This is a genomic window from Streptomyces flavalbus (assembly GCF_042674625.1).
GTDB classification, from domain to species: domain Bacteria; phylum Actinomycetota; class Actinomycetes; order Streptomycetales; family Streptomycetaceae; genus Streptomyces; species Streptomyces flavalbus.
Window position 1 is genome coordinate 2470280 of the sequence record NZ_JBHTEB010000001.1, and the last position, 20120, is coordinate 2490399.

The window sequence follows — 20120 nt, forward strand, 5'->3', positions numbered from 1 at the left end:
ACCCAATCCCTTGTATCGGGGTGTACGGGTCTCCCCCGCGCCGCACCCGGCTTTACGAAACATTGACCCCGAAGTCTAGAGCGATCCCCCGCAGTCCGGACGCGTACCCCTGTCCCACCGCCCGGAACTTCCATTCGCCCTGGTAGCGGTAGACCTCACCGAAGATCATCGCGGTCTCGGTGGAGGCGTCCTCACTCAGGTCGTAGCGGGCCAGTTCCTGGCCGTCGGCCTGGTTGACCACCCGGATGAAGGCGTTGCTGATCTGCCCGAAGGTCTGGCCGCGCTCGTCGGCCATGTGGATGGAGACCGGAAAGACGATCTTGTCGCAGTGGGCGGGCACCTTGGAGAGGTCGATCAGGATCGACTCGTCGTCGCCCTCGCCCTCACCGGTGAGGTTGTCACCGGTGTGCTCCACCGAGCCGTCCGGGCTCTTGAGCTGGTTGTAGAAGATGAACCACTCGTCGCCGAGCACCCGCCCGCTGTTGAGCACCAGCGCGCTGGCGTCGAGGTCGAACGGGGCTCCGGTGGTGGAGCGCGCGTCCCAGCCGAGTCCGATCATCACCTGTGTGAGGTTCGGCGCGGCCTTGGACAGGGAGACGTTGCCCCCCTTGGCGAGCGTGACGCCCATGATGCTGGTCCTCCCCTGGTCATGCCTCTTTGGTTGTGCTGCGCGTCCGGCGCCGCACGCTCTCGGTGCGGCGCCGGACGGTGAGAACGGCTGCCTGGCGGCCGGACGGTGAAACCGACTGCCTGGCGGACGGCGGACGTCAGACGTTGACGCCGAAGTCCTGAGCGATACCCCGCAGACCCGAGGCGTACCCCTGACCGATGGCGCGGAACTTCCACTCCGCGCCGTGCCGGTACAGCTCACCGAAGACCATCGCGGTCTCGGTGGAGGCGTCCTCGCTGAGGTCGTAGCGCGCGATCTCCGCCTCACCGGCCTGGTTGACGACGCGGATGAACGCGTTGCGCACCTGGCCGAAGGACTGCTGGCGGTTCTCGGCGTCATAGATCGAGACCGGGAAGACGATCTTCTCGATGTCGGCCGGGACGGCGGCCAGGTTGATCTTGATCTGCTCGTCGTCGCCCTCGCCCTCACCGGTGATGTTGTCACCGGTGTGCTCCACCGAGCCGTCGGGGCTCTTGAGGTTGTTGAAGAAGACGAAGTGCTGGTCGCTCGCGACCTTGCCCGCGCTGTTCAGCAGCAGGGCGCTGGCGTCGAGGTCGAAGTCGGTGCCGGTCGTGGTGCGCACGTCCCACCCCAGACCGACGATGACCGCGGTCAGGCCCGGCGCCTCCTTGGTCAGCGATACGTTGCCGCCCTTGCTGAGGCTGACTCCCACGAGTCCTCCATTGGTGTCCAGGGGCGGGAAGCCCCGTCATGCGTTGCTATCGGATCAAACGACTCGATCCTAGTGACGGGTTCCCGCCGCCCGCAGTGCTTGCGACCGAAGAATCACAGGGTGTCGAGCGCGGTGACGTACTCGTTCAGGTCACGGGCGTCCGGCAGACCGTTGACGACGGTCCAGCGCACGACGCCCTCCTTGTCGATGACGAAGGTGCCGCGCACCGCGCAGCCCTTGGTGTCGTCGAAGACGCCGTAGGCGCGCGAGGTCTCGCCGTGCGGCCAGAAGTCGCTGAGCAGCGGGTACTCCAGGCCCTCCTGCTCGGCGAAGACGCGCAGGGTGTGGATGGAGTCGTTGGAGACGGCGAGCACCTGGGTGTCGCGGTCGGAGAACTTCGGGAGGTTGTCGCGCACCTCGCACAGCTCGCCGGTGCACACCCCGGTGAAGGCGAACGGGTAGAAGAGCAGCACCACGTTCTTGTCGCCGCGGAAGTCGGAGAGCCGCACGGTGCGGCCGTGGTTGTCCTTCAGTTCGAAGTCGGGCGCCTTCTCGCCGACCTGGATCGCCATGCGTCGTCCCTCCAGTGGGGCTGTTCGGGTGGATCACCCACCCTACGCAGCGGCCACCGGGTTCCGGCGCGCGACCCTGGCCCGGGGCGGTTCCGGGCCAGGGTCGCGTTCAGCGGGCGGTCACTTCTTGGACTTGGCCGCCTTGGGCGTGGCCAGGCGGCTGCCGCTCCAGTCCTTGCCCACGCTGACGCTCTTGGACGCCGTCAGTCCGGCCGTCGTCGCGGCCTCCGAGATGTCGCTCGGCTCCACGTACCCCGAACGGCCGGTCTTCGGCGTCAGGAGCAGGATGGCGCCGCCTTCCTCGATGTACGTGGTGGCATCCACCAGCGCATCCGTCAGGTCGCCGTCGTCGTCACGGAACCACAGCACAACGGCGTCGGCCACGTCGTCGTACTCCTCGTCCATCAGGTCGCTGCCGATGGCTTCCTCGATGGCATCGCGGAGTTCCTGGTCGACGTCGTCGTCGTAGCCGATCTCCTGGACCACCTGCCCGGGCTGGAACCCCAGCCTGACGGCGGGGTTCGTCCGCTCCTCCGCGTGGTCCGCGGTCGCGCTCACGGGGTGCCTCCTGATCATGTCTTCGAATTGGGGTGTCCCCCGCTCGTTCGAGTCCGGGGGATCTCAGCCACGCGCGTGCGCGAAGCATTGGCCGTAGTCCACACGGGCGGGGCGGATCGCGCAAGTACCCGGCGGTTCGGACCGCCGAAACGGTGACGATCCCGGCGGTGTCGCCGCAACTCACGCCACACTTCCGTGGCCGTTGGTGACGCACACCACACCGTTGTGCCCTGTTTGCCCATTTGGGAACCATATACGGGTACGAAGTTCGAATGCTTTTGCGCCGAGAGCTGACGAGAGCTGACGAAGGTCTCGGTTACCCATGGGTAGAGATGACGATTGAGGCGCCGAGGTAGACGATGGGGGGCGGCGCAGGCATTTGGACAACCCTCTGACAGGTAAGGACCAGCGTGGCTTCCGGATCCGATCGCAATCCGATCATCATTGGCGGCCTTCCGAGTCAGGTTCCTGACTTCGATCCCGAGGAAACCCAGGAGTGGCTCGACTCACTCGACGCCGCGATCGACGAGCGCGGGCGGGAGCGCGCCCGCTACCTGATGCTGAGGCTGATCGAACGCGCCCGTGAGAAGCGCGTCGCCGTGCCCGAGATGCGCAGCACGGACTACGTCAACACCATCGCCACCAAGGACGAGCCGTTCTTCCCCGGCAACGAGGAGATCGAGCGCAGGATCCTCAACGCCACCCGGTGGAACGCCGCGGTCATGGTCTCGCGCGCGCAGCGCCCCGGCATCGGCGTCGGCGGCCACATCGCCACGTTCGCGTCCTCCGCCTCCCTCTACGACGTGGGCTTCAACCACTTCTTCCGCGGCAAGGACGAGGGCGACGGCGGCGACCAGGTCTTCTTCCAGGGCCACGCCTCGCCGGGCATCTACGCGCGCGCGTACCTGCTGGACCGGCTGAGCGAACAGCACCTCGACGGGTTCCGCCAGGAGAAGTCCAAGGCGCCGTACGGCCTCTCCTCGTACCCGCACCCGCGGCTGATGCCGGGGTTCTGGGAGTTCCCGACGGTGTCGATGGGCCTCGGCCCGATCGGCGCGATCTACCAGGCGCGGATGAACCGCTACATGCACGCGCGCGGGATCGCGGACACCTCGAAGTCGCACGTGTGGGCGTTCCTCGGCGACGGGGAGATGGACGAGCCGGAGTCGCTGGGCCAGCTCACCATCGCCGCCCGCGAGGGCCTGGACAACCTCACCTTCGTCGTCAACTGCAACCTCCAGCGCCTGGACGGGCCGGTGCGCGGCAACGGCAAGGTCATCCAGGAGCTGGAGTCGGTGTTCCGGGGCGCGGGCTGGAACGTGATCAAGCTGATCTGGGACCGCACCTGGGACCCGCTGCTCGCCCAGGACCGCGACGGCATCCTCGTCAACAAGATGAACACGACGCCGGACGGCCAGTTCCAGACGTACGCCACCGAGTCCGGCGCCTACATCCGTGAGCACTTCTTCGGTGACGACCACCGGCTGCGCGCCATGGTCGAGAACATGACCGACGAGCAGATCCTGCACCTCGGGCGCGGCGGCCACGACCACCGCAAGGTGTACGCGGCGTTCAAGGCGGCCGTGGAGCACCAGGGCCAGCCGACGGTGATCCTCGCCAAGACCATCAAGGGCTGGACCCTTGGCCCGAACTTCGAGGGCCGCAACGCCACGCACCAGATGAAGAAGCTGACGGTCGACGACCTGAAGCGCTTCCGGGACCGCCTGCACCTGCCGATCGCCGACAAGGACCTGGAGTCCGGCGCGCCGCCGTACTACCACCCGGGCCGGGACTCGGAGGAGATCCAGTACATGCACGACCGCCGCAAGGGTCTCGGCGGTTACGTGCCCACGCGGGTGGTGCGCTCCAAGCCGCTGCCGCTGCCCGCGGACAAGACGTACGCGACCGTGAAGAAGGGCACCGGTCAGCAGCAGATCGCCACGACCATGGCGTTCGTACGGCTGCTGAAGGACCTCATGCGGGACAAGGAACTCGGCAAGCGGTTCGTGCTGATCGCGCCGGACGAGTACCGCACCTTCGGCATGGACTCCTTCTTCCCGAGCGCGAAGATCTACAACCCGCTGGGCCAGCAGTACGAGTCGGTGGACCGGGAGCTGCTGCTCGCCTACAAGGAGTCCCCGACCGGCCAGATGCTGCACGACGGCATCTCCGAGGCGGGCTGCACGGCGTCGCTGGTGGCGGCGGGCTCGGCGTACGCCACGCACGGCGAACCGCTGATCCCGGTGTACGTCTTCTACTCGATGTTCGGTTTCCAGCGCACCGGCGACCAGTTCTGGCAGATGGCCGACCAGTTGGCGCGCGGTTTCGTCCTGGGCGCGACCGCTGGCCGTACCACCCTGACCGGCGAGGGGTTGCAGCACGCGGACGGCCACTCGCAGTTGCTGGCCTCCACCAACCCGGCGTGCGTCGCCTACGACCCGGCGTACGGCTATGAGATCGCACACATCGTGCAGGACGGGCTGCGCCGGATGTACGGCGGCGACGAGCGGCACCCGCACGGTGAGGACGTCTTCTACTACCTGACCGTCTACAACGAGCCGATCCAGCACCCCGCAGAGCCGGAGGACGTGGACGTCGAGGGCATCCTCAAGGGCGTCCACCGCCTCAGCGAGGGCGACTCCGGCTCCATCCCGGCGCAGATCATCGCCTCCGGCGTCGCGGTGCCGTGGGCCGTCGAGGCGCAGCGCATCCTCGCCGAGCAGTGGAACGTGCGGGCGGGGGTCTGGTCCGCGACCTCCTGGAACGAGCTGCGGCGCGAGGCGGTGGACTGCGAGCGGCACAACCTGCTGCACCCGGAGGAGGAGCAGCGGGTGCCGTACGTCACCCGGAAGCTCGGCGCGGCGCAGGGACCGTTCCTCGCGGTCTCCGACTGGATGCGGTCGGTGCCGGACCAGATCGCGCGGTGGGTGCCGGGGACGTACCAGTCGCTGGGCGCGGACGGCTTCGGCTTCGCGGACACCCGGGGTGCGGCGCGGCGCTTCTTCCACATCGACGCCGAGTCGATCGTGGTGGGGGTGCTGGCGGAGCTGGCGCGGGAGGGGAAGCTGGACCGGTCGGTGCTGAAGCAGGCGATCGACCGGTACCAGTTGCTCGACGTCGCGGCGGCGGACCCGGGGACGGCGGGGGGCGACGCGTAGGTCTGACGGCTGGCGCGGTGGCGGCGGTGCGGGTTCGTCCGTGCCGCCGCCGCCTTTCCTACGATGGCCCGCATGTCCGAAGCCACCGCACCGACCGCGCCCACCGCACGGGACCGCTGGGAACGACGTACGCAGGGGCCGCTGCTGGGGCTCGCCGTCGTCTTCGCCGTCGCCTACGCCTATCCGATCGTCCAGCCGGACGCGCCGGAAGGGCTGCTGACCGCCTGCCACGTCGCCAACTGGGCGGTGTGGGGTGCCTTCGCTGTCGACTACCTCGCGCGGCTGTGGCTGACGGAGGACCGGCTGCGGTTCGTCCGCGGCAACCCGCTGGCGCTGCTTGCGGTCGTGCTGCCGCTGCTCCAACCGTTGCGGCTGTTGAAGCTGGTGTCGTTGCTGCTGCTCGCGGGGCAGCGGGCGCGGTTGGCGTCGCAGGTGCGGGTGACGACGTATGTCGCGGGGTCGTGCCTGGGGTTGCTGGTCTTCGGGGCGCTGGCGGTGCTGGAGGTCGAGCGGGGGAAGCCGGGGGCGTCCATCCACACGCTGGGGGACGCGATCTGGTGGGCGTTCACGACGATGACCACGGTGGGGTACGGCGACATGGCGCCGACGACCGGTCTCGGGCGGGTGCTGGCGATCGGGCTGATGCTGTCGGGGATCGCGTTGCTGGGTGTGGTGACCGCGAACATCGCCGCGTGGTTCATCGCCCGGTTCGAGATGGACGACGAGGAGGAGCGGCGGCGGACGGAGGCGATCGTGGCGCTTACGGAGGAGGTGCGGGCGTTGCGGGCGGAGGTCGCGGCGATCGCCTCCGGCGCGGTACGGGAGCGGCCGACCGAGCTGGACCCTCGGTGACCTGTTGCCCGCAGCTAGGGCGGTACGGCTAGGCGGGCGTGACTGCGCCTACCCAGGGGCGCGGGGAACTGCGCGACCAGCCAGCGACGGCCCGCAGCCGCGTATCGCAGCCGCGGGCCGGGTCGTCGCGGTCGAGGGGGGTCAGAACGCTCCCGTGCCCGGGGACGCCGCCCCCGCCAGCCAGATCAGGGCCAGCAGGGTGTCTATCGCGCCCAGGACCACCGCTATCAGGGCCGGGACGTGGCGGGAGCCCGTCCAGGTGCGGCCCATGGCGAGCCAGCCGCAGACGATCGCCGCCGGGCCGAGGATGATCCCCAGCACGAAGAAGCCAGCGACAGCGCAGATGGCGCCGATGATTCCGAGCGTCGCGCGATCCGGCCCGGTCCGTGACCACGTCCGGCCACGTGAGCGGGGGTTCCTGCGCGTGCTCTGTCCGAAGCCCGCCATCATCAACTCCCGGAGTTGGTGGGTGTGTTCGGCCTTCGCCACGCGAGTACCCCGCCCACGGAGCTCAATCCTCCTCAGTTGTCAAGGGCGTTCAGATGTGGACCGCTCCTCCGCCCGCCTCCGCGTTCTCCCCGCGCTTGGCCAGGAAGGCCACCAGCACGGCGACCGCCGCGACCCCGGCCGCGGTGAGGGAGGCCAGGCTCATGCCGGAGATGAAGGTGTCGTGGGCGACGTCGGTGATCTGGGCGGCGACCTGCGGAGGGGTCTCGGGGGTCACCGGCGCCGCGCCGACCTGGACCGCCTCCGACGCCTTGTCCAACTGCTCGGGGCTCAGCGGCGGCAGCCCCGCGTCGGCCCAGTTGCCCGGCAGGTCGCTGTCGACCTTGGAGGCCATGATGGCGCCCAGGACGGCCGTGCCCAGGCTGCCGCCGATCTGCATGGCGGACTGCTGGAGGCCACCGGCGACCCCGGACAGCTCCAGCGGCGCGTTGCCGACGATGACCTCGGTGGCGCCGACCATGACGGGCGCGAGGCCGAGGCCCAGCAGGGCGAACCAGAGGGACATCATGCCGCTGCCGGTGTCGGTCTCCAGGGTGGAGATGCCCCACATGGCGACCGCGGTGCAGGCCATGCCCGCGACCAGCGGGATGCGCGGGCCCATCGCGGTGATCGCGGCCCCGGCGAGCGGCGAGCCGACGATCATCATTCCGGTGAGCGGCAGCAGGTGCAGACCGGCGTCGACGGGACTCATGCCGTGCACGTTCTGGAGGTAGAAGGTGACGAAGAACAGGCCGCCCATGAAGGCGATGGCCATCAGCACCATCAGCACGACACCGGCCGACAGCGACACCGAGCGGAACAGCGCGAGCGGGATCAGCGGCTCCCTCACCCGCGTCTCCCAGAAGGCGAAGCCCGCGAACAGGGCGACCGACGCGACGATGAACAGCCAGGTCTTGCCGTCGCCCCAGCCCCAGGTCGGGGCCTTGATGAGCGCCCAGACCAGGCAGAACATCGCCGCCGAGAGCAGCGCGATGCCGAGGAGGTCGAAGGACCGCGGCGCGTTCTCCGCGCGGTGGTCGAGCAGGATGCCGACGCCCAGCGCGACGGCGAGGACGCCGACGGGGACGTTGATGAAGAAGACGGACTGCCAGTTGACGTGCTCGACGAGGACGCCGCCGAGGATCGGGCCGCCCGCCGTGGAGGCGCCGATGACCATGCCCCAGATGCCGATGGCCATGTTCAGCTTCTCGGCCGGGAAGGTGGCCCGCAGCAGCCCGAGCGCGGCGGGCATCAGCAGCGCGCCGAACAGGCCCTGGAGGACGCGGAAGGTGACGACCAGCGCGATGCTGCTGGACAGTCCGATGGCACCGGAGGCCGCGGCGAAGCCGACGACGCCGATGAGGAAGGTCTGCCGGTGGCCGAAGCGGTCACCGAGCTTGCCCGCGGTGATCAGGCAGACCGCGAGGGCCAGGAAGTATCCGTTGGTGATCCACTGGACGTCCGCGAAGCTCGCGTGGAGGTCCTTCTGGATGGCGGGGTTGGCGATCGCCACGATGGTGCCGTCCAGGGCCACCATCATGACCCCTACGGCGACGGTTATGAGGGTGAACCAGGGGTGGCCGCGCAGCCCCTTGCCGGGCACCGCGTCCCCCGGCCCCGCCGTCTCGATGGTGGTCTGACTAGTCATGCCACGAGGTTAATGACAGCCTCTGACAGTTGACAAACGTATTCACAAGTCGGTAACTGACGTGAACAGGAGAGACGATCCCTTGAGCCCCTTGAGTGGTGAACAGAACGTCGGACTGCGAGAACGCAAGAAGCGCCGCACCCGGGACGCGCTGGTGCGGGCCGCGCTGGAGCTGTTCACCGAGCAGGGGTACGAGCGCACCACCGTCGACGAGATCGCCGAGGCCGTCGAGGTCTCGCAGCGCACCTTCTTCCGCTACTTCGCGGGCAAGGAGGAGGCCGCCCTCGCCCTCCAGACGCTGGCGGAGGCGCACTTCGTCGAGGCGGTGCGGGCCAGACCGCCGCACGAGCCGCCCATGGAGGCGCTGCGCCGGGCGATCCTGGAGGGCTGGGACACCATCAGCGACGCCATCGAGGCCGTCGTACCCGTCGAACTGCACCTGCGGATGTGGCGGGTGGTGGAGTCGACGCCCGTGCTGCTCGCCGCGCACCTGCGGCGCGCCATGGAGACCGAGGAGCGGGTCACGCGGGTGATCGCCGAGCGGGAGGGGCTCGACGCGGACACCGACCCGCGGCCCCGGGTGGCGGTGGCCGTCTTCAGCGGGGTGATCCGGGCCACGGAACGGCAGTGGGGCGCGGACGGCGACTTCAGCGTGCCCGCGATCCGGGAGCTGACCGCGCGCTACCTCGACCAGGTCGGCCCGGCGCTGGCGGGCGACTGGCGCGCGCCCTGAAGACGCCGGGAGGGGCGGGCGGGGTTCCTGGGCGGCCCGTGAACACGCCGGGAGGGGCGGACGGAGCTCCTGGGCGGTCCGGCTGATCGCACCGCCACCAACTGTCAGCAATCGCCCGGAGTTGTCCGATTCGTCGCCCCAACTCTCGCCCCCCGCCTCAAACGTGATCCCCATCACTTGGTTCACGTGAGACCGTCCCGTTCTCCTAGTGTGTCCTCCCAGTGACTTCCTTCGACACCTCCCCGCAACTCGGCGTCTGGCGCGCACTGCTCGCGCTGGCCGTGGTGTTCGTGATGCTGGCGACCTCCGGCTGGACCGCGCTGCGGGGCCAGCGGGAGTCGACGCCGTTCCAGGCCGCGGTCAGCGCCTGGGAGCACGGCAGCCTGCACGGACGCCGACTGCCCGACCCGCAGTCCGCCCCCGACCGGCTGGCCCGCTTCTTCGCCGCCCTCACCGAGGCCGACCGCGCCCGCCTCGCCCGCCGCTACCCCCTGGTCGTCGGCAACCTGAACGGCGCCCCCGTCGCCCTGCGCTACCGGGCCAACCGCCTCGCCCTCGCGCAGGCCCGTACGGTCGAGCGGCGCCGGATGCACGACCCCCGGCTCACCCCGGCCGGGCAGTACGAGGCGGGGCGCCGGATGCACCGCCTGGAGTCGCTGCTCACACCGGGCCGGAACATCCTCGCGTTCAGCCCCGACGGCTCGGGCCGGGTCGCCGAGGTCTTCGGCAGCCTCACCAAGGCCCAGCGGGTCTCGGTCGTCGTCCCCGGCGTCGACACCGACCTGCTCACCTTCCAGCGCACCGAGCGCAGGTACAGCGCCCCGGTCGGCATGGCCGAGTCGCTGTACCGGGCCGAGCACGCGGCGAGCCCCGGCACCGCCACCGCGGTGATCGCCTGGGCCGACTACACCGCCCCCAGCGGCATCGGCATGGACGCGGCGACCGCGATGCGCGCCGAGCACGGCGCCGTACGGCTGGACGCGCTGGTGCGCGCGCTGCCCGGCCGGGCGCCGGTCTCGCTGTTCTGCCACAGCTACGGCTCGGTGGTGTGCGGGGTCGCCGCGCACCGGCTGCCGGACCGGGTGACGGACATCGCGGTCGCGGGCAGCCCCGGGATGCGCGCCGAGAAGGCGACGCACCTGCGGACCTCCGCCCGGGTGTGGGCGATGCGGGACGCGGACGACTGGATCCAGGACGTGCCCTACCTGGAGCTGGGCGGCTTCGGGCACGGCGCCGACCCGGTGTCCGCCGCGTTCGGCGCGCGGGTGCTGTCGGCGGACGGCGCGCACGGGCACGCCGGGTACTTCGAGCCCGGCACGGAGAGCCTGTGGAACTTCGCCGAGATCGGGGTCGGCGCATACTCGTCGGTGCACTGCGCCGACGATGCCGGGGGCTGCCGGGCGGGTTTGTCCCGTACGGACCCGGTCGGACGCGCGTAGAGACGGAAGAACTGCGGTCCGTGCGGGGAGGGGACGAACGAGCACATGCCGCATACGATGAGCCGCATGGGTGACGTACTGGCCGGATTTCATGCCGCCTGGGAGTTCGGGACCGACTCCGTGCTCATCCGCTACGAACGGGGGATACGCACACCGAAGCTGTTCCAGGCGCTCGGGGAACGCCGTGTCCCCCTGGCGGCGTTCGCGGGGGTGACGCTCTCCCCCGGCAAGCGCGGGACCGTCGTGCTGCGGGCGGAGCCGAGGGCGGGTGCCGACCCCCTGATGGAGGCGGCGGCGGGACAGTTGAAGGACGTGCACGACCCGTACCGGCTGGTGCTGCCCGCCGAACGGGAGGCCCTCGCCGAGCGGTACGCCGACGAGCTGCGGGCGCGGATCGACGACACCGGTCCCGCCGACCGGCACCTCGTGGCGCCGCCCGAGGCACCGCTCGCGTTCAAGGCGTACGACGGCAAGGCGTCCTTCGACGGGACGACGGTGCGGTTCCGCTGGTTCTGGACGGGCGCGTCCACCGCCAAGTGGAAGGCCGGGGACCAGAGTTTCGCCGTCACCGAGCTGAGCGGGGTGGAGTGGCGGCCGGACGGCCATCTGCGGCTGCTCCCCCGCGAGCCCCGGGAACTGCGGGACGGCACCCCGGCCGCCGTCCCCGCCGACCAGGACCCGGCCGCCGTCACCTTCGGCCTCGGCTACGGGCCCGTGCACGAGTCGCTGCCGTTCGCGGCGGCGGTCCTGGGCGCCGTACGCGACAGGTCGACGGCGGTCCCGGCGACGGTCGTACCACGCCGGGACCCCGCCGACATCGCGGAGCGCATCCGCCACCTCGGGGAGCTGCACCAGGCCGGTCTGGTGACGGATGAGGAGTTCTCCTCGAAGAAGGCGGCGTTGCTGGCCGAGCTGTAGCCCAGGAGCCGCTACTCGCGGCCCGCCGACGCGAACCGCATGTCCGCGTAGCGGTCGCCCGCCACCTGACCGGCGATCGGCTCCAGTTGGGCCAGTTCCTCCTCCGTGAGGACGATGGCCGTCGCCGCTACGTTCTCCTCCACCCGGCTCGGCTTGCGGGTGCCCGGGATCGGGACCAGGGGCAGGCCGTGCACCGCCGACTGCTGGTGGACCCAGGCCAGCGCGATCTGCCCGAGGGACGCCCCGTGCGCCTCGGCCACCGCGCGGACCGGCGCCAGCAGGGCGGCGTTCGCGGCGGCGTTGTCGCCGGTGAACCGGGGCTGCTGGCGGCGGAAGTCGTCCGCGGTGAGGTCGGTCTCCGCGTTGGTGAAGGCACCGGTGAGGAACCCGCGGCCGAGCGGCGAGTACGGCACCACGGTGACGCCCAGCTCCGCGGCGGCCGGGACGACCTTCGCCTCGATGTCCCGGCTGAACAGCGACCACTCCGACTGGAGCGCGGCGATCGGGTGCACGGCGTGCGCCGCCCGCAGCTCGTCGGCGGTGACCTCGCTCAGCCCGAGCTGCTTGACCTTGCCCTCGCGCACCAGCTCGGCCATCGTGCCGACGGTCTCCTCGATCGGCACGTTCACATCGCGCCGGTGCATGTAGTACAGGTCGATCACGTCGACGTCGAGCCGCCTGAGGCTGGCCTCGACCGCCTGGCGGATGTAGGGCGGGTCGTTGCGGATGACCCGCTTCGAGGGGTCGTCCGGCGGGATCGACAGGGCGAACTTGGTCGCGATGACGACCTCGTCGCGGTGCGCCTTGAAGAACGGCGACAGGAAGCGCTCGTTCTCCCCGGCGCCGTACGCGTCGGCCGTGTCGTACAGGGTGACGCCGAGTTCCAGCGCCCGTTCCAGGGTGGCCCGGGAGGCGTCCGCGTCCGCGGGGCCGTAGGCGAAGCTCATGCCCATGCAGCCCAGGCCCTGGGCGCCCACCTCGGGGCCGTCCGTGCCCAGCTTCACCGTCTTGATCGTCATGAGGACCTCTCTGACGCCAGCGCGTGTCCGGCGTCCGCGTAGAAATCGATCTTCCGGTCCAGGACGGCGAGGGTGCCCTGGAGTTCCGCGATCCGGGCCAGCACGTCCTGCCGGGTCTGCTTGAGCAGTTCGAAGCGTTCGGTGTACGTGTGGTCGCCCTCGCGGACGAGTTCGGCGTACCGCACCATGTCGGCGACCGGCATCCCGGTCAGCCGGAGCTTGCCGACGAGGTCGAGCCAGTCGAGGTCGCGGTTGCGGTAGCGCCGCTGGCCGGTGTGCGACCGGTCGATGTGCGGCATCAGCCCGATGCGCTCGTACCAGCGCAGGGTGTGCGCCGACAGACCGGTGAGGGCGACGACCTCGCTGATCGTGTACCTGTCCTGTCCGTCCGGTCGCCGCTCCTGCTGGGGCAGTCCGGCGCAGTTGTCGGTCCTGGTGGCCGTGGCGGTCGCCGCGGCCGTGGTCTCCATCACCGTCATGCCCCCACGCTATGACCTTGGAGTGCGCTCCAAGCAAGCGGCGTCGGCAAGAAATCGTGGGTGGCATAGGCTCGGCCGCATGTCGCTGCAGAGCCTCGCGCTGATCGAGAACTGGCCCGTCCCCACCGCCGCGGCGGGCGTCGTACGGGCCGACGGCACGGTGCTGGGTCGGCACGGCCCGGTCGGGCGGCCCTTCCCCCTCGCCTCGGTCACCAAGCCGCTGGCGGCGTACGCGGTCCTGGTCGCGTACGAGGAGGGCGCGGTCGAGCTGGACGAACCGGCGGGGCCCGCCGGTTCCACCGTCCGCCACCTGCTCGCCCACACCTCCGGGCTGGCCTTCGACGACGAGCGGGTGATGTTCGGCCCCGGCGAGCGGCGACTGTACTCCAACACCGGGTTCGAGGCGCTCGGCGACCACGTCGCCAAGGCGACCGACATCCCCTTCCCCGAGTACCTGCGCCAGGCCGTCCTCGAACCCCTCGGCATGACGTCCACGACCCTCACCGGCTCCCCCGCCAAGGACGCCGTCTCCACCGTCGACGACCTGCTCCGCTTCGCCGCGGAGGTGCAGGCGCCGCGCCTGCTGGACCCCCGCACGGTCGCGGAGGCGATGACCGTGCAGTTCCCCGGCACGAAGGGCGTCCTGCCGGGGTACGGCCACCAGAACCCCAACGACTGGGGGCTCGGCTTCGAGATCCGGAACGGCAAGTCCCCGCACTGGACCGGCGCCGCGTCCTCCCCGCGCACCTTCGGACACTTCGGGCAGTCCGGGACGTTCCTGTGGATCGACCCCGACGCGGACGTGGCGTGCGTGGCGCTGGCCGACAAGGCGTTCGGGGACTGGGCGATCGCGGCGTGGCCCGGGTTCACGGACGCGGTGTTGGCGGAAACTCGGGCGTCGTAGCAGGTGAGCCAGGTCTCCGGGGCGGGTACAACCCCGGTCCCGAGGGGCGCTTTCACGGGGGGCGGGAATGACAGGGACAGTGGGCGACGACGACTGGCTGGACCTCGCGGACGCGGTGGACCTGCTCCGCGCGCAGGTCGTCGAGGCCAGGCGGCGCGCGGGCACGTCGGAGGTCCGGTTCGAGATCGCCGACGTGACGGTGGAGCTGGAGCTGGAACTCACCCGCAGCAAGGCCGCGGGCGGCGCGCTGCGGTTCGGTGTCGTGGGGGCCGACGGCAGGGGTGAGACGTCCCGCAGGCGGACGCACCGGGTGTCCCTGACGCTGCTGGCGCGGAACGGGGAGGGCGGGCCGGTGGAGGTGCGGGACGTCGACGACGTATGACGGTCGTCGTCTGACGGCGCCTACGGGGGGTGGGAGCGGATGTCGCTGAAGCGAGTCGCGGTGGTGCGGGCGGCGGTCGGGGACGGCCGGGCGGTCCAGGGTTCGGGCTACCTCGTCGCACCGGGGCTGGTGCTCACGGCCGCCCATGTCGTCACGCCCCGGCCGCCTTCCGGGCAGGTCCTCGTCGAGTTGCCCCGCGCGCTCCCGGGCGCCGTACTGCCCGCCGAGGTGGTGTGGAGCCGGTACGACGACGACGTCGACGCCGCCCTGCTCCGCCTGGACGGCGGTCCCGCCGAGGTGCCGCCGCTGCGGTGGGGCGAGCTCGTCACGGAGTTACCGGGCCGCGAGGTGGAGGCCGCGGGCTTCCCCCGGATGCAGCGCACGCCCACGGGAATCCGGGGCCTGGAGCAGCTCACCGGCCACGTCCACCCCGGGACCGGCGCCCCCGGCCGCCGCTACGAGATCCTCAGCGGCACCGCGCCGGTACGGTCCGGGGAGCGGGACGGGACCACGCCCTGGTCGGGCATGTCGGGCGCCGCGGTCTTCCACCACCACCTGCTGATCGGTGTGGTGCGGCACGACCGCCGCCCCGACGGCGGCAGCAGGCTGACCGCCACCCGGGCCGTGGACCTGCTGGACGATCCCGGGTTCCGCGCCGCCGTGCACACCGCGACGGGGGTGCGCCCGCTGCCGGAACCCGCCGAACTGGCCCCACTGCTGACCCCGTTGGCGCCCGAGGGCTACCAGGGGTCCCCGACGATGCTGCTGCGGGCGGACGCCGAGGTCGTGCCCTTCCAGGGGCGGGAGCGGGAGCAGCGCGAGCTTCTCGATTGGTGCGAGCGGGATGAGCCGACGGTCACGGCGGTGATCCTGGCCGGGACGGGCGGGCAGGGCAAGAGCCGACTGGCGCGCTGGCTGGTGACGGAGATGACGGAACGGGGGTGGGTGGCGGGCCAGCTCGACCGGTCCGACGGCGGCAGCGCCCCCGCCGCCGCGGACCTGTCGGTGTTCACCGAGGTCGAACGCGAACTGCTGCTGGTCGTCGACTACGCCGACAGGCGCCCGCAGGAACTACGGGAGTTCCTGCGGCTGATGAACCGCCGCTCGCGGCACTGGCCGAAGGTCAGGCTGCTGCTGGTCGCGCGGGCGCCGGGCGCGTGGAACAAGGACCCGATGCGGGCCGACGCCCAGGTGCGCTCGATCCTCAGCGAGGCCCCGGTCATCGAGCTGAGCGCCATCGCGCACCCGGCTGCGGCCCGGGAGGAGTTCTTCCGCACCGCGACGCGCTCCTTCAGCGAGCGGCTGGACAGGATGCCGGGCGTGCGGCCCCCGGTGGACGCGCGCGGCGCCACCACTCGGTGGGCGGAGGTCGCCCGGTCCCTCCCCGTCCCCGGCACGCTCGATGAGGAGAGGTACGGCAACCCCCTGGACCTCCAGATGGCCGCGCTGGCCGCGCTGCTCGACCACGGCAGGGGTCACGCGTCCGCCGCGCCGAACGAGCCGTCGGAGGCGACCCTCCTGAACCACGAGGAGGACTACTGGGAGTCGGCCGCGCCCACCTACCGCGTCGACATGAGCAGTGAGCTGCTAAGACGCGTCGTCGCCGCCGCCACCCTGTGCGGGGCCGCCAACAAGAAGGAAGCTCTGCGGACTGTCACTCGGGTCCCCGAACTGCCCGCGACCCAGCACTCCGAGGTCGCCCTTCTCCTGCGCAAGCTTTACCCACCGCCGCCCGAGCGCTTCTGGGGACGCCTCCAGCCGGACCGCGTCGCGGAGTTCCTGGCGTGGCAGGCCGTGGCGAAGCACGAAAACTTCCTGGCGGCGATGCTGGCCGACGCCTCCCCCGCCCAGCAGGAACAGTTGCTCACGGACCTCGTCCAAGCGGCGCTCGCGCACGAGAGGGCGGGCCGGATCAAGGAGGGCGCGCGGCTGCTGCGGGAGATCGAGACGGCCGCCGAGGACGTCGGAGGACTGCACACCGAGGCACTGCGCGGCTGCTACTCGGCGCTGCCGGACTGGGAGTCGCCCCCGCTGGTCCGCTTCGGCCTGTGGGTGACGGAGCGCCTGGTGACGGCGTTCACCGAACGCGGGACGCCCGCGGACCCGGCGGAGCGGCTCCGGGACGCCGCGGACCTCGCTTGGGCCTGGCACCAGCGCTGGGCCTGGTCATCCAGGGCGTACCGGGGCGGGAACGTCGAGTGGATCACCAAGGCCGTAGAGCTGCGGCGCGCCCTCGTCGCGGAGGACGCCAGGGCCCATCTGCTGTCCCTGGCCACGTCGTTGAAGGCGCTGGGCTACCACTACACCCGGCTCGGCGACCACGAGGCGGCACTGCGCGCGACGTGGGAGTGCTGCACCATCCTGGAGGGCCTGATGCGTGAGGACCCCCGCACCCACGAGGCGCACTTCGCCAACGCCCTGCACAACCTGTCGATCGACTTCCGGAATCTGGGACACCGTCGCGCGGCCGATCTCGCTCTGGAGCAGTCCCTGAAGATCCAGACCCGGCTGATGGGCCCGACCCCGGACCGGTACCGGCAACAATTCGCCCGGTCGTTGGCCGTACTGGCCCGTGCCCATGGGCAGCAAGGCCGACGCAGGCTGGCGATCGCCGCCGCGCAGGGAGCCGTACTGCACTACCGGCAGGCCGCGGCCCAGGACCCGGTCTGGGGCCGCCCCCTCCTGGCGTGGGCGCTGGGGGTGCTCGCCGAGTACCGGGTCCAGTTGCCCGACCCGGGCGACCAGTCCGACGCCCTCACCCAGGCCGAGGAGGCCGCGGCCCTCCAGCGGGTGCGGGCCGAGCACTATCCCGAGGACTTCGGTACCGAGTACGCCTGGTCCATGAACGACCTGGTCGACCACTGCCTCTCCGCCGGACAGGCCCAGCGGGCGCTGCCGCACGCCAAGGAGGCGGTCCGGGTCTGGGCGTCCCTCGCCGAGGCGGACCTCGACACCGCGGGCGGCGAGTTGGCGGAGTCCCTGCGCACCCTGGCCGACGTGCACCGCAGGGTCGGGGACCGGGCGCGGGCCCTGGTGGCGGTCCGCAGGGCCGTCGCGCTCTGCCGACGACTGCCGGACGCCTCCTCCGCGTACCGCCGCGAGGCGCTCGCCCGCTACCTGTGGACCTGGGCCTCCATCTGCCTGGACACGGCCGACCCGCGCAACGCCGCACACCTCGTCGCCGGGGTCCGCCCGGCCCTGGAGTCACTGGCCGTCATGCGCGGCCTGCACGACGGCAGGCTCAGGTACCCGGACGGCTCCCCGTTCGGCGCGGTCGGCACCCTGCACGCGTTGGAGAGACGCCTCGGCCGAGTGACCACACCATCGTGACAAGGGAAGGGAGCGGCGAGATGCCCGAGGAGACCGACGGCAGGACCTTCACCTCAAGGCTGGAGGACCTGCTGGAGCCGGACGCGGAACCGGACCCGGGGGGCCGGGACCTCATCTTCGACAGCCTGGTGTCGTTCGTCGAGGACTACGTGGCGGAGATCATGCGCCTCCCGGGCGACAACGCCCCGGTCGCCTGGTGCCCGAGCTGGTGGGACCACCCGGAGGCCATCGTCCGCTTCAGCGCCATGTGGCGTGCCATGGAGTACCTGACGACCGACCCGGCCCTGGGCATGTCCGTGTGGTGGACCCAGCACGTCGACCCGCACATGCGCCTGCTCCGGGACCCCGTGCTCGGCCCGTTCGCCGCCTGCCACCGGGTGGGCGGCCACGTCCAGCAGTCCAAACTGCGCACGGACCCCGCGCCGCAGGAGATGTTCGACCACCCCGCGTACTCACGCGAGGCCGCGGAGGCCGCCGATGCCGCCGAACGCCCCACCGCCGACGACATCCGCAACTCCGAACGCCCCTGGCTCGGCTGGATCGCCCTCACGATGCCGCCCCCCGACAACGGGACCGTGGGCTAAATTGCCCTACGCCCAAGGCCACTTGCCGCCCTACCCCTGACGAGGTGTCCCGTTGGCGGGAGCCCCCTACCCGACGCCCACGGTCGTGGTGCTGACCGCGCTGGGCCTGGAGTTCCAGGCCGTGCGCGAGCACCTGTCCGACGTGGAGGTGCGCGAGCACCAGCACACCCTCTTCGACGTGGGCCGGGTGTCCGGGCTGCCGTGGCGGGTGGCGCTCGCGGAGATCGGTGAGGGCACCAGCGGCGCCGCGACCCACACCGAGCGGGCGATCGCGCGCTTCCGGCCCGCCGCGGTGTTCTTCGTGGGCGTCGCGGGCGGCCTGCGCGGCAAGGTCGCGCTCGGTGACGTGGTCGTGGCGAGCAAGGTCTACCTGCACCACGGCGGCAAGGAGACCGACGCCGGGCTGCGCGCCCGGCCCCGCGCCTGGGAGGTGGACCACGCCCTGGAGCAGCGGGTGCGCCGGGCCGTCCGCGCGGACGCCCACACGCACTTCAAGCCGGTCGTCTCGGGGGACGTCGTCCTCGACACCCGGCGCTCCCCGCTCACCGAGCTGATCGAGCGCACCTACGACGACGCCGTCGCCATCGACATGGAGAGCGCCGGGATGGCGCAGGCCGCGCGCCTGAACGGCGTCCCGTGGCTGGCCGTCCGTGGCGTCAGCGACCCCGCCGACGGCAGCAAGAAGGACACCGACGCCAAGGGCTGGCAGCCGGTCGCCGCCCAGCGCGCCGCCGCCGTCGCCGTGCGCGTCCTGCGGGAGCTGCCGCCGCCCGGCGCCCGGCCGTCGGCCCCGCCCGAGCCGACGCGGGGCGAGTCGGTGGTCCTCGTGGCCGCGCCGCCCGCCCCGGCGGACCCCGGGGCGCGGGCCTGGCGCGGCGGCGCCGTCGTCGACGTGGGCGGCGAGTCCTGCCTGCTGCACGACGGGCCGGGCGACCTGCTCGCCGAGACCGCCTCCCCCGACCACCGCGTCCTGCGGCGGCAGGCGCTCGCCCGCGTCGTGCCGGGCCGGGGCGGCGAGGCGGGGTACGTGTGGGTACGGCAGGCCGTGGGGTCGTACGACGATCCAGTGGCCGAGGTCGCCCTGCGCGCCCTGGCCGACGAGCACGACCTGCTGCGCCAGCTCCCCCGCGCCGCTCCCTCCGTCGCCTTCTTCGGGCGGCGCGCCGACACCACCACCCTCGCCCTGCGCTGGCCGGGCGCCCCCTGCGAGACCCTCGCCGCCCTCCTGGGCGACGACGGCGAACCCCTCGACGCCTGGCGGACGCACCGGGTCCTGCGCGGACTGACCGCCTGCTGCCGCCTGCTCGCCGAACTGCATCAGCGGAAGCGGGCCCACCGGGCCCTGACACCCACCGCGCTGATCGTCCACGACGACGGCACCCTCCTCTTCCGCGACCTGGGGCTGGCGACGACGCCACCGGTGCCGGGCGAGGCCCCCGGCCCCTACCAGGCCCCCGAGCAGCGGCTCAACCGGCGCGCCCGACCGGACGCCGCCACCGACGTCTACCGCCTGGCCGCGCTGACGCACCGGATACTCACCGGCACCCCACCGGTCCCCGGCCTGCCGTCCGGGCTGCGCGCAGCCGGGGAGGGACCACCCTGGCGGACCGTCGACGCCGCGCTCCACGCCGACCCCGCCCGGCGTCCCCCACTGCGTGACCTGTCACGCGCCCTGCACACCCTCAGCCACCGCCCCGCGTCCAGGAAGCAGTGAA

18 protein-coding genes are annotated in these 20120 nt (G+C 71.7%); 10 read left to right on the forward strand and 8 right to left on the reverse strand.

The window, feature by feature from the left end; translation table 11 throughout:
* Nucleotides 1-52: 52 nt before the first annotated feature.
* The 4 genes from ACFQZ6_RS11020 to ACFQZ6_RS11035 all read right to left on the reverse strand — a co-directional run bounded on the left by ACFQZ6_RS11020 (nucleotide 53) and on the right by ACFQZ6_RS11035 (nucleotide 2473).
* A complete protein-coding gene (locus ACFQZ6_RS11020; RefSeq protein WP_360217046.1) occupies nucleotides 53-628 on the reverse strand; it encodes a TerD family protein in 576 nt (191 codons plus the stop codon).
* Between the two features lie 139 nt (nucleotides 629-767).
* Entirely contained in the window at nucleotides 768-1343 is a 576-nt protein-coding gene (locus tag ACFQZ6_RS11025) for a calcium homeostasis/redox stress adaptation protein (protein ID WP_381607144.1), read from the reverse strand.
* A 113-nt stretch (nucleotides 1344-1456) separates the two neighbouring features.
* Nucleotides 1457-1915 carry a peroxiredoxin gene (locus tag ACFQZ6_RS11030; protein ID WP_381607146.1) on the reverse strand — a complete coding sequence of 153 codons (459 nt, stop codon included), beginning with the start codon at nucleotides 1913-1915 and terminating at the stop codon, nucleotides 1457-1459.
* A 120-nt stretch (nucleotides 1916-2035) separates the two neighbouring features.
* Nucleotides 2036-2473, reverse strand: a complete 438-nt coding sequence (locus ACFQZ6_RS11035; RefSeq protein ID WP_360217037.1) for a DUF3052 domain-containing protein — start codon at nucleotides 2471-2473, stop codon at nucleotides 2036-2038.
* 410 nt (nucleotides 2474-2883) lie between these two features.
* On the opposite strand from ACFQZ6_RS11035, the gene aceE reads away from it, so the two are divergent.
* Both aceE and ACFQZ6_RS11045 read left to right on the forward strand, forming a co-directional pair.
* Complete coding sequence (gene aceE, locus ACFQZ6_RS11040) at nucleotides 2884-5631, forward strand: pyruvate dehydrogenase (acetyl-transferring), homodimeric type (RefSeq protein ID WP_381607148.1); 2748 nt, start codon at nucleotides 2884-2886, stop codon at nucleotides 5629-5631.
* Nucleotides 5632-5694: 63 nt separating this feature from the next.
* A complete protein-coding gene (locus ACFQZ6_RS11045; protein WP_381607150.1) occupies nucleotides 5695-6483 on the forward strand; it encodes a potassium channel family protein in 789 nt (262 codons plus the stop codon).
* A 141-nt stretch (nucleotides 6484-6624) separates the two neighbouring features.
* Here the strand turns inward: ACFQZ6_RS11045 and ACFQZ6_RS11050 are convergent, their stop codons facing one another.
* Nucleotides 6625-6933 carry a small hydrophobic protein gene (locus ACFQZ6_RS11050; RefSeq protein ID WP_381618223.1) on the reverse strand — a complete coding sequence of 103 codons (309 nt, stop codon included), beginning with the start codon at nucleotides 6931-6933 and terminating at the stop codon, nucleotides 6625-6627.
* A gap of 88 nt (nucleotides 6934-7021) precedes the next feature.
* Nucleotides 7022-8617: an MFS transporter gene (locus ACFQZ6_RS11055; protein ID WP_381607152.1), complete on the reverse strand. Its 1596-nt coding sequence runs from the start codon at nucleotides 8615-8617 to the stop codon at nucleotides 7022-7024.
* Nucleotides 8618-8699: 82 nt separating this feature from the next.
* Between ACFQZ6_RS11055 and ACFQZ6_RS11060 the strand changes: the two genes are divergently transcribed.
* The 3 genes from ACFQZ6_RS11060 to ACFQZ6_RS11070 all read left to right on the forward strand — a co-directional run bounded on the left by ACFQZ6_RS11060 (nucleotide 8700) and on the right by ACFQZ6_RS11070 (nucleotide 11707).
* Nucleotides 8700-9350, forward strand: a complete 651-nt coding sequence (locus ACFQZ6_RS11060; RefSeq protein WP_381607154.1) for a TetR family transcriptional regulator — start codon at nucleotides 8700-8702, stop codon at nucleotides 9348-9350.
* A 221-nt stretch (nucleotides 9351-9571) separates the two neighbouring features.
* On the forward strand, nucleotides 9572-10789 hold the full coding sequence (locus tag ACFQZ6_RS11065; RefSeq protein WP_381607156.1) for an alpha/beta hydrolase: 1218 nt from the start codon (nucleotides 9572-9574) through the stop codon (nucleotides 10787-10789).
* A gap of 57 nt (nucleotides 10790-10846) precedes the next feature.
* Nucleotides 10847-11707, forward strand: a complete 861-nt coding sequence (locus tag ACFQZ6_RS11070; RefSeq protein ID WP_381607158.1) for a DUF4429 domain-containing protein — start codon at nucleotides 10847-10849, stop codon at nucleotides 11705-11707.
* 11 nt (nucleotides 11708-11718) lie between these two features.
* Here the strand turns inward: ACFQZ6_RS11070 and ACFQZ6_RS11075 are convergent, their stop codons facing one another.
* Both ACFQZ6_RS11075 and ACFQZ6_RS11080 read right to left on the reverse strand, forming a co-directional pair.
* On the reverse strand, nucleotides 11719-12726 hold the full coding sequence (locus ACFQZ6_RS11075) for an aldo/keto reductase (protein ID WP_381607160.1): 1008 nt from the start codon (nucleotides 12724-12726) through the stop codon (nucleotides 11719-11721).
* On the reverse strand, nucleotides 12723-13205 hold the full coding sequence (locus tag ACFQZ6_RS11080) for a MerR family transcriptional regulator (RefSeq protein ID WP_381607162.1): 483 nt from the start codon (nucleotides 13203-13205) through the stop codon (nucleotides 12723-12725). Before ACFQZ6_RS11080 ends, ACFQZ6_RS11075 begins: the two co-directional genes overlap by 4 nt.
* 79 nt (nucleotides 13206-13284) lie before the next feature.
* Between ACFQZ6_RS11080 and ACFQZ6_RS11085 the strand changes: the two genes are divergently transcribed.
* The 5 genes from ACFQZ6_RS11085 to ACFQZ6_RS11105 all read left to right on the forward strand — a co-directional run bounded on the left by ACFQZ6_RS11085 (nucleotide 13285) and on the right by ACFQZ6_RS11105 (nucleotide 20119).
* Nucleotides 13285-14109 carry a serine hydrolase domain-containing protein gene (locus ACFQZ6_RS11085; RefSeq protein WP_381607164.1) on the forward strand — a complete coding sequence of 275 codons (825 nt, stop codon included), beginning with the start codon at nucleotides 13285-13287 and terminating at the stop codon, nucleotides 14107-14109.
* Between the two features lie 67 nt (nucleotides 14110-14176).
* Nucleotides 14177-14491 (forward strand): trypco2 family protein, encoded by a 315-nt coding sequence (locus ACFQZ6_RS11090; protein ID WP_381607166.1) that lies wholly within the window; start codon nucleotides 14177-14179, stop codon nucleotides 14489-14491.
* A gap of 39 nt (nucleotides 14492-14530) precedes the next feature.
* The gene (locus tag ACFQZ6_RS11095) at nucleotides 14531-17821 is read left to right on the forward strand and encodes a trypsin-like peptidase domain-containing protein (RefSeq protein ID WP_381607168.1); all 3291 of its coding nucleotides are present in this window, start codon (nucleotides 14531-14533) and stop codon (nucleotides 17819-17821) included.
* A 20-nt stretch (nucleotides 17822-17841) separates the two neighbouring features.
* Nucleotides 17842-18405, forward strand: a complete 564-nt coding sequence (locus tag ACFQZ6_RS11100; protein WP_381607170.1) for a DUF4913 domain-containing protein — start codon at nucleotides 17842-17844, stop codon at nucleotides 18403-18405.
* A 52-nt stretch (nucleotides 18406-18457) separates the two neighbouring features.
* The gene (locus ACFQZ6_RS11105; protein ID WP_381607172.1) at nucleotides 18458-20119 is read left to right on the forward strand and encodes a phosphorylase family protein; all 1662 of its coding nucleotides are present in this window, start codon (nucleotides 18458-18460) and stop codon (nucleotides 20117-20119) included.
* Nucleotide 20120 lies beyond the last annotated feature (1 nt).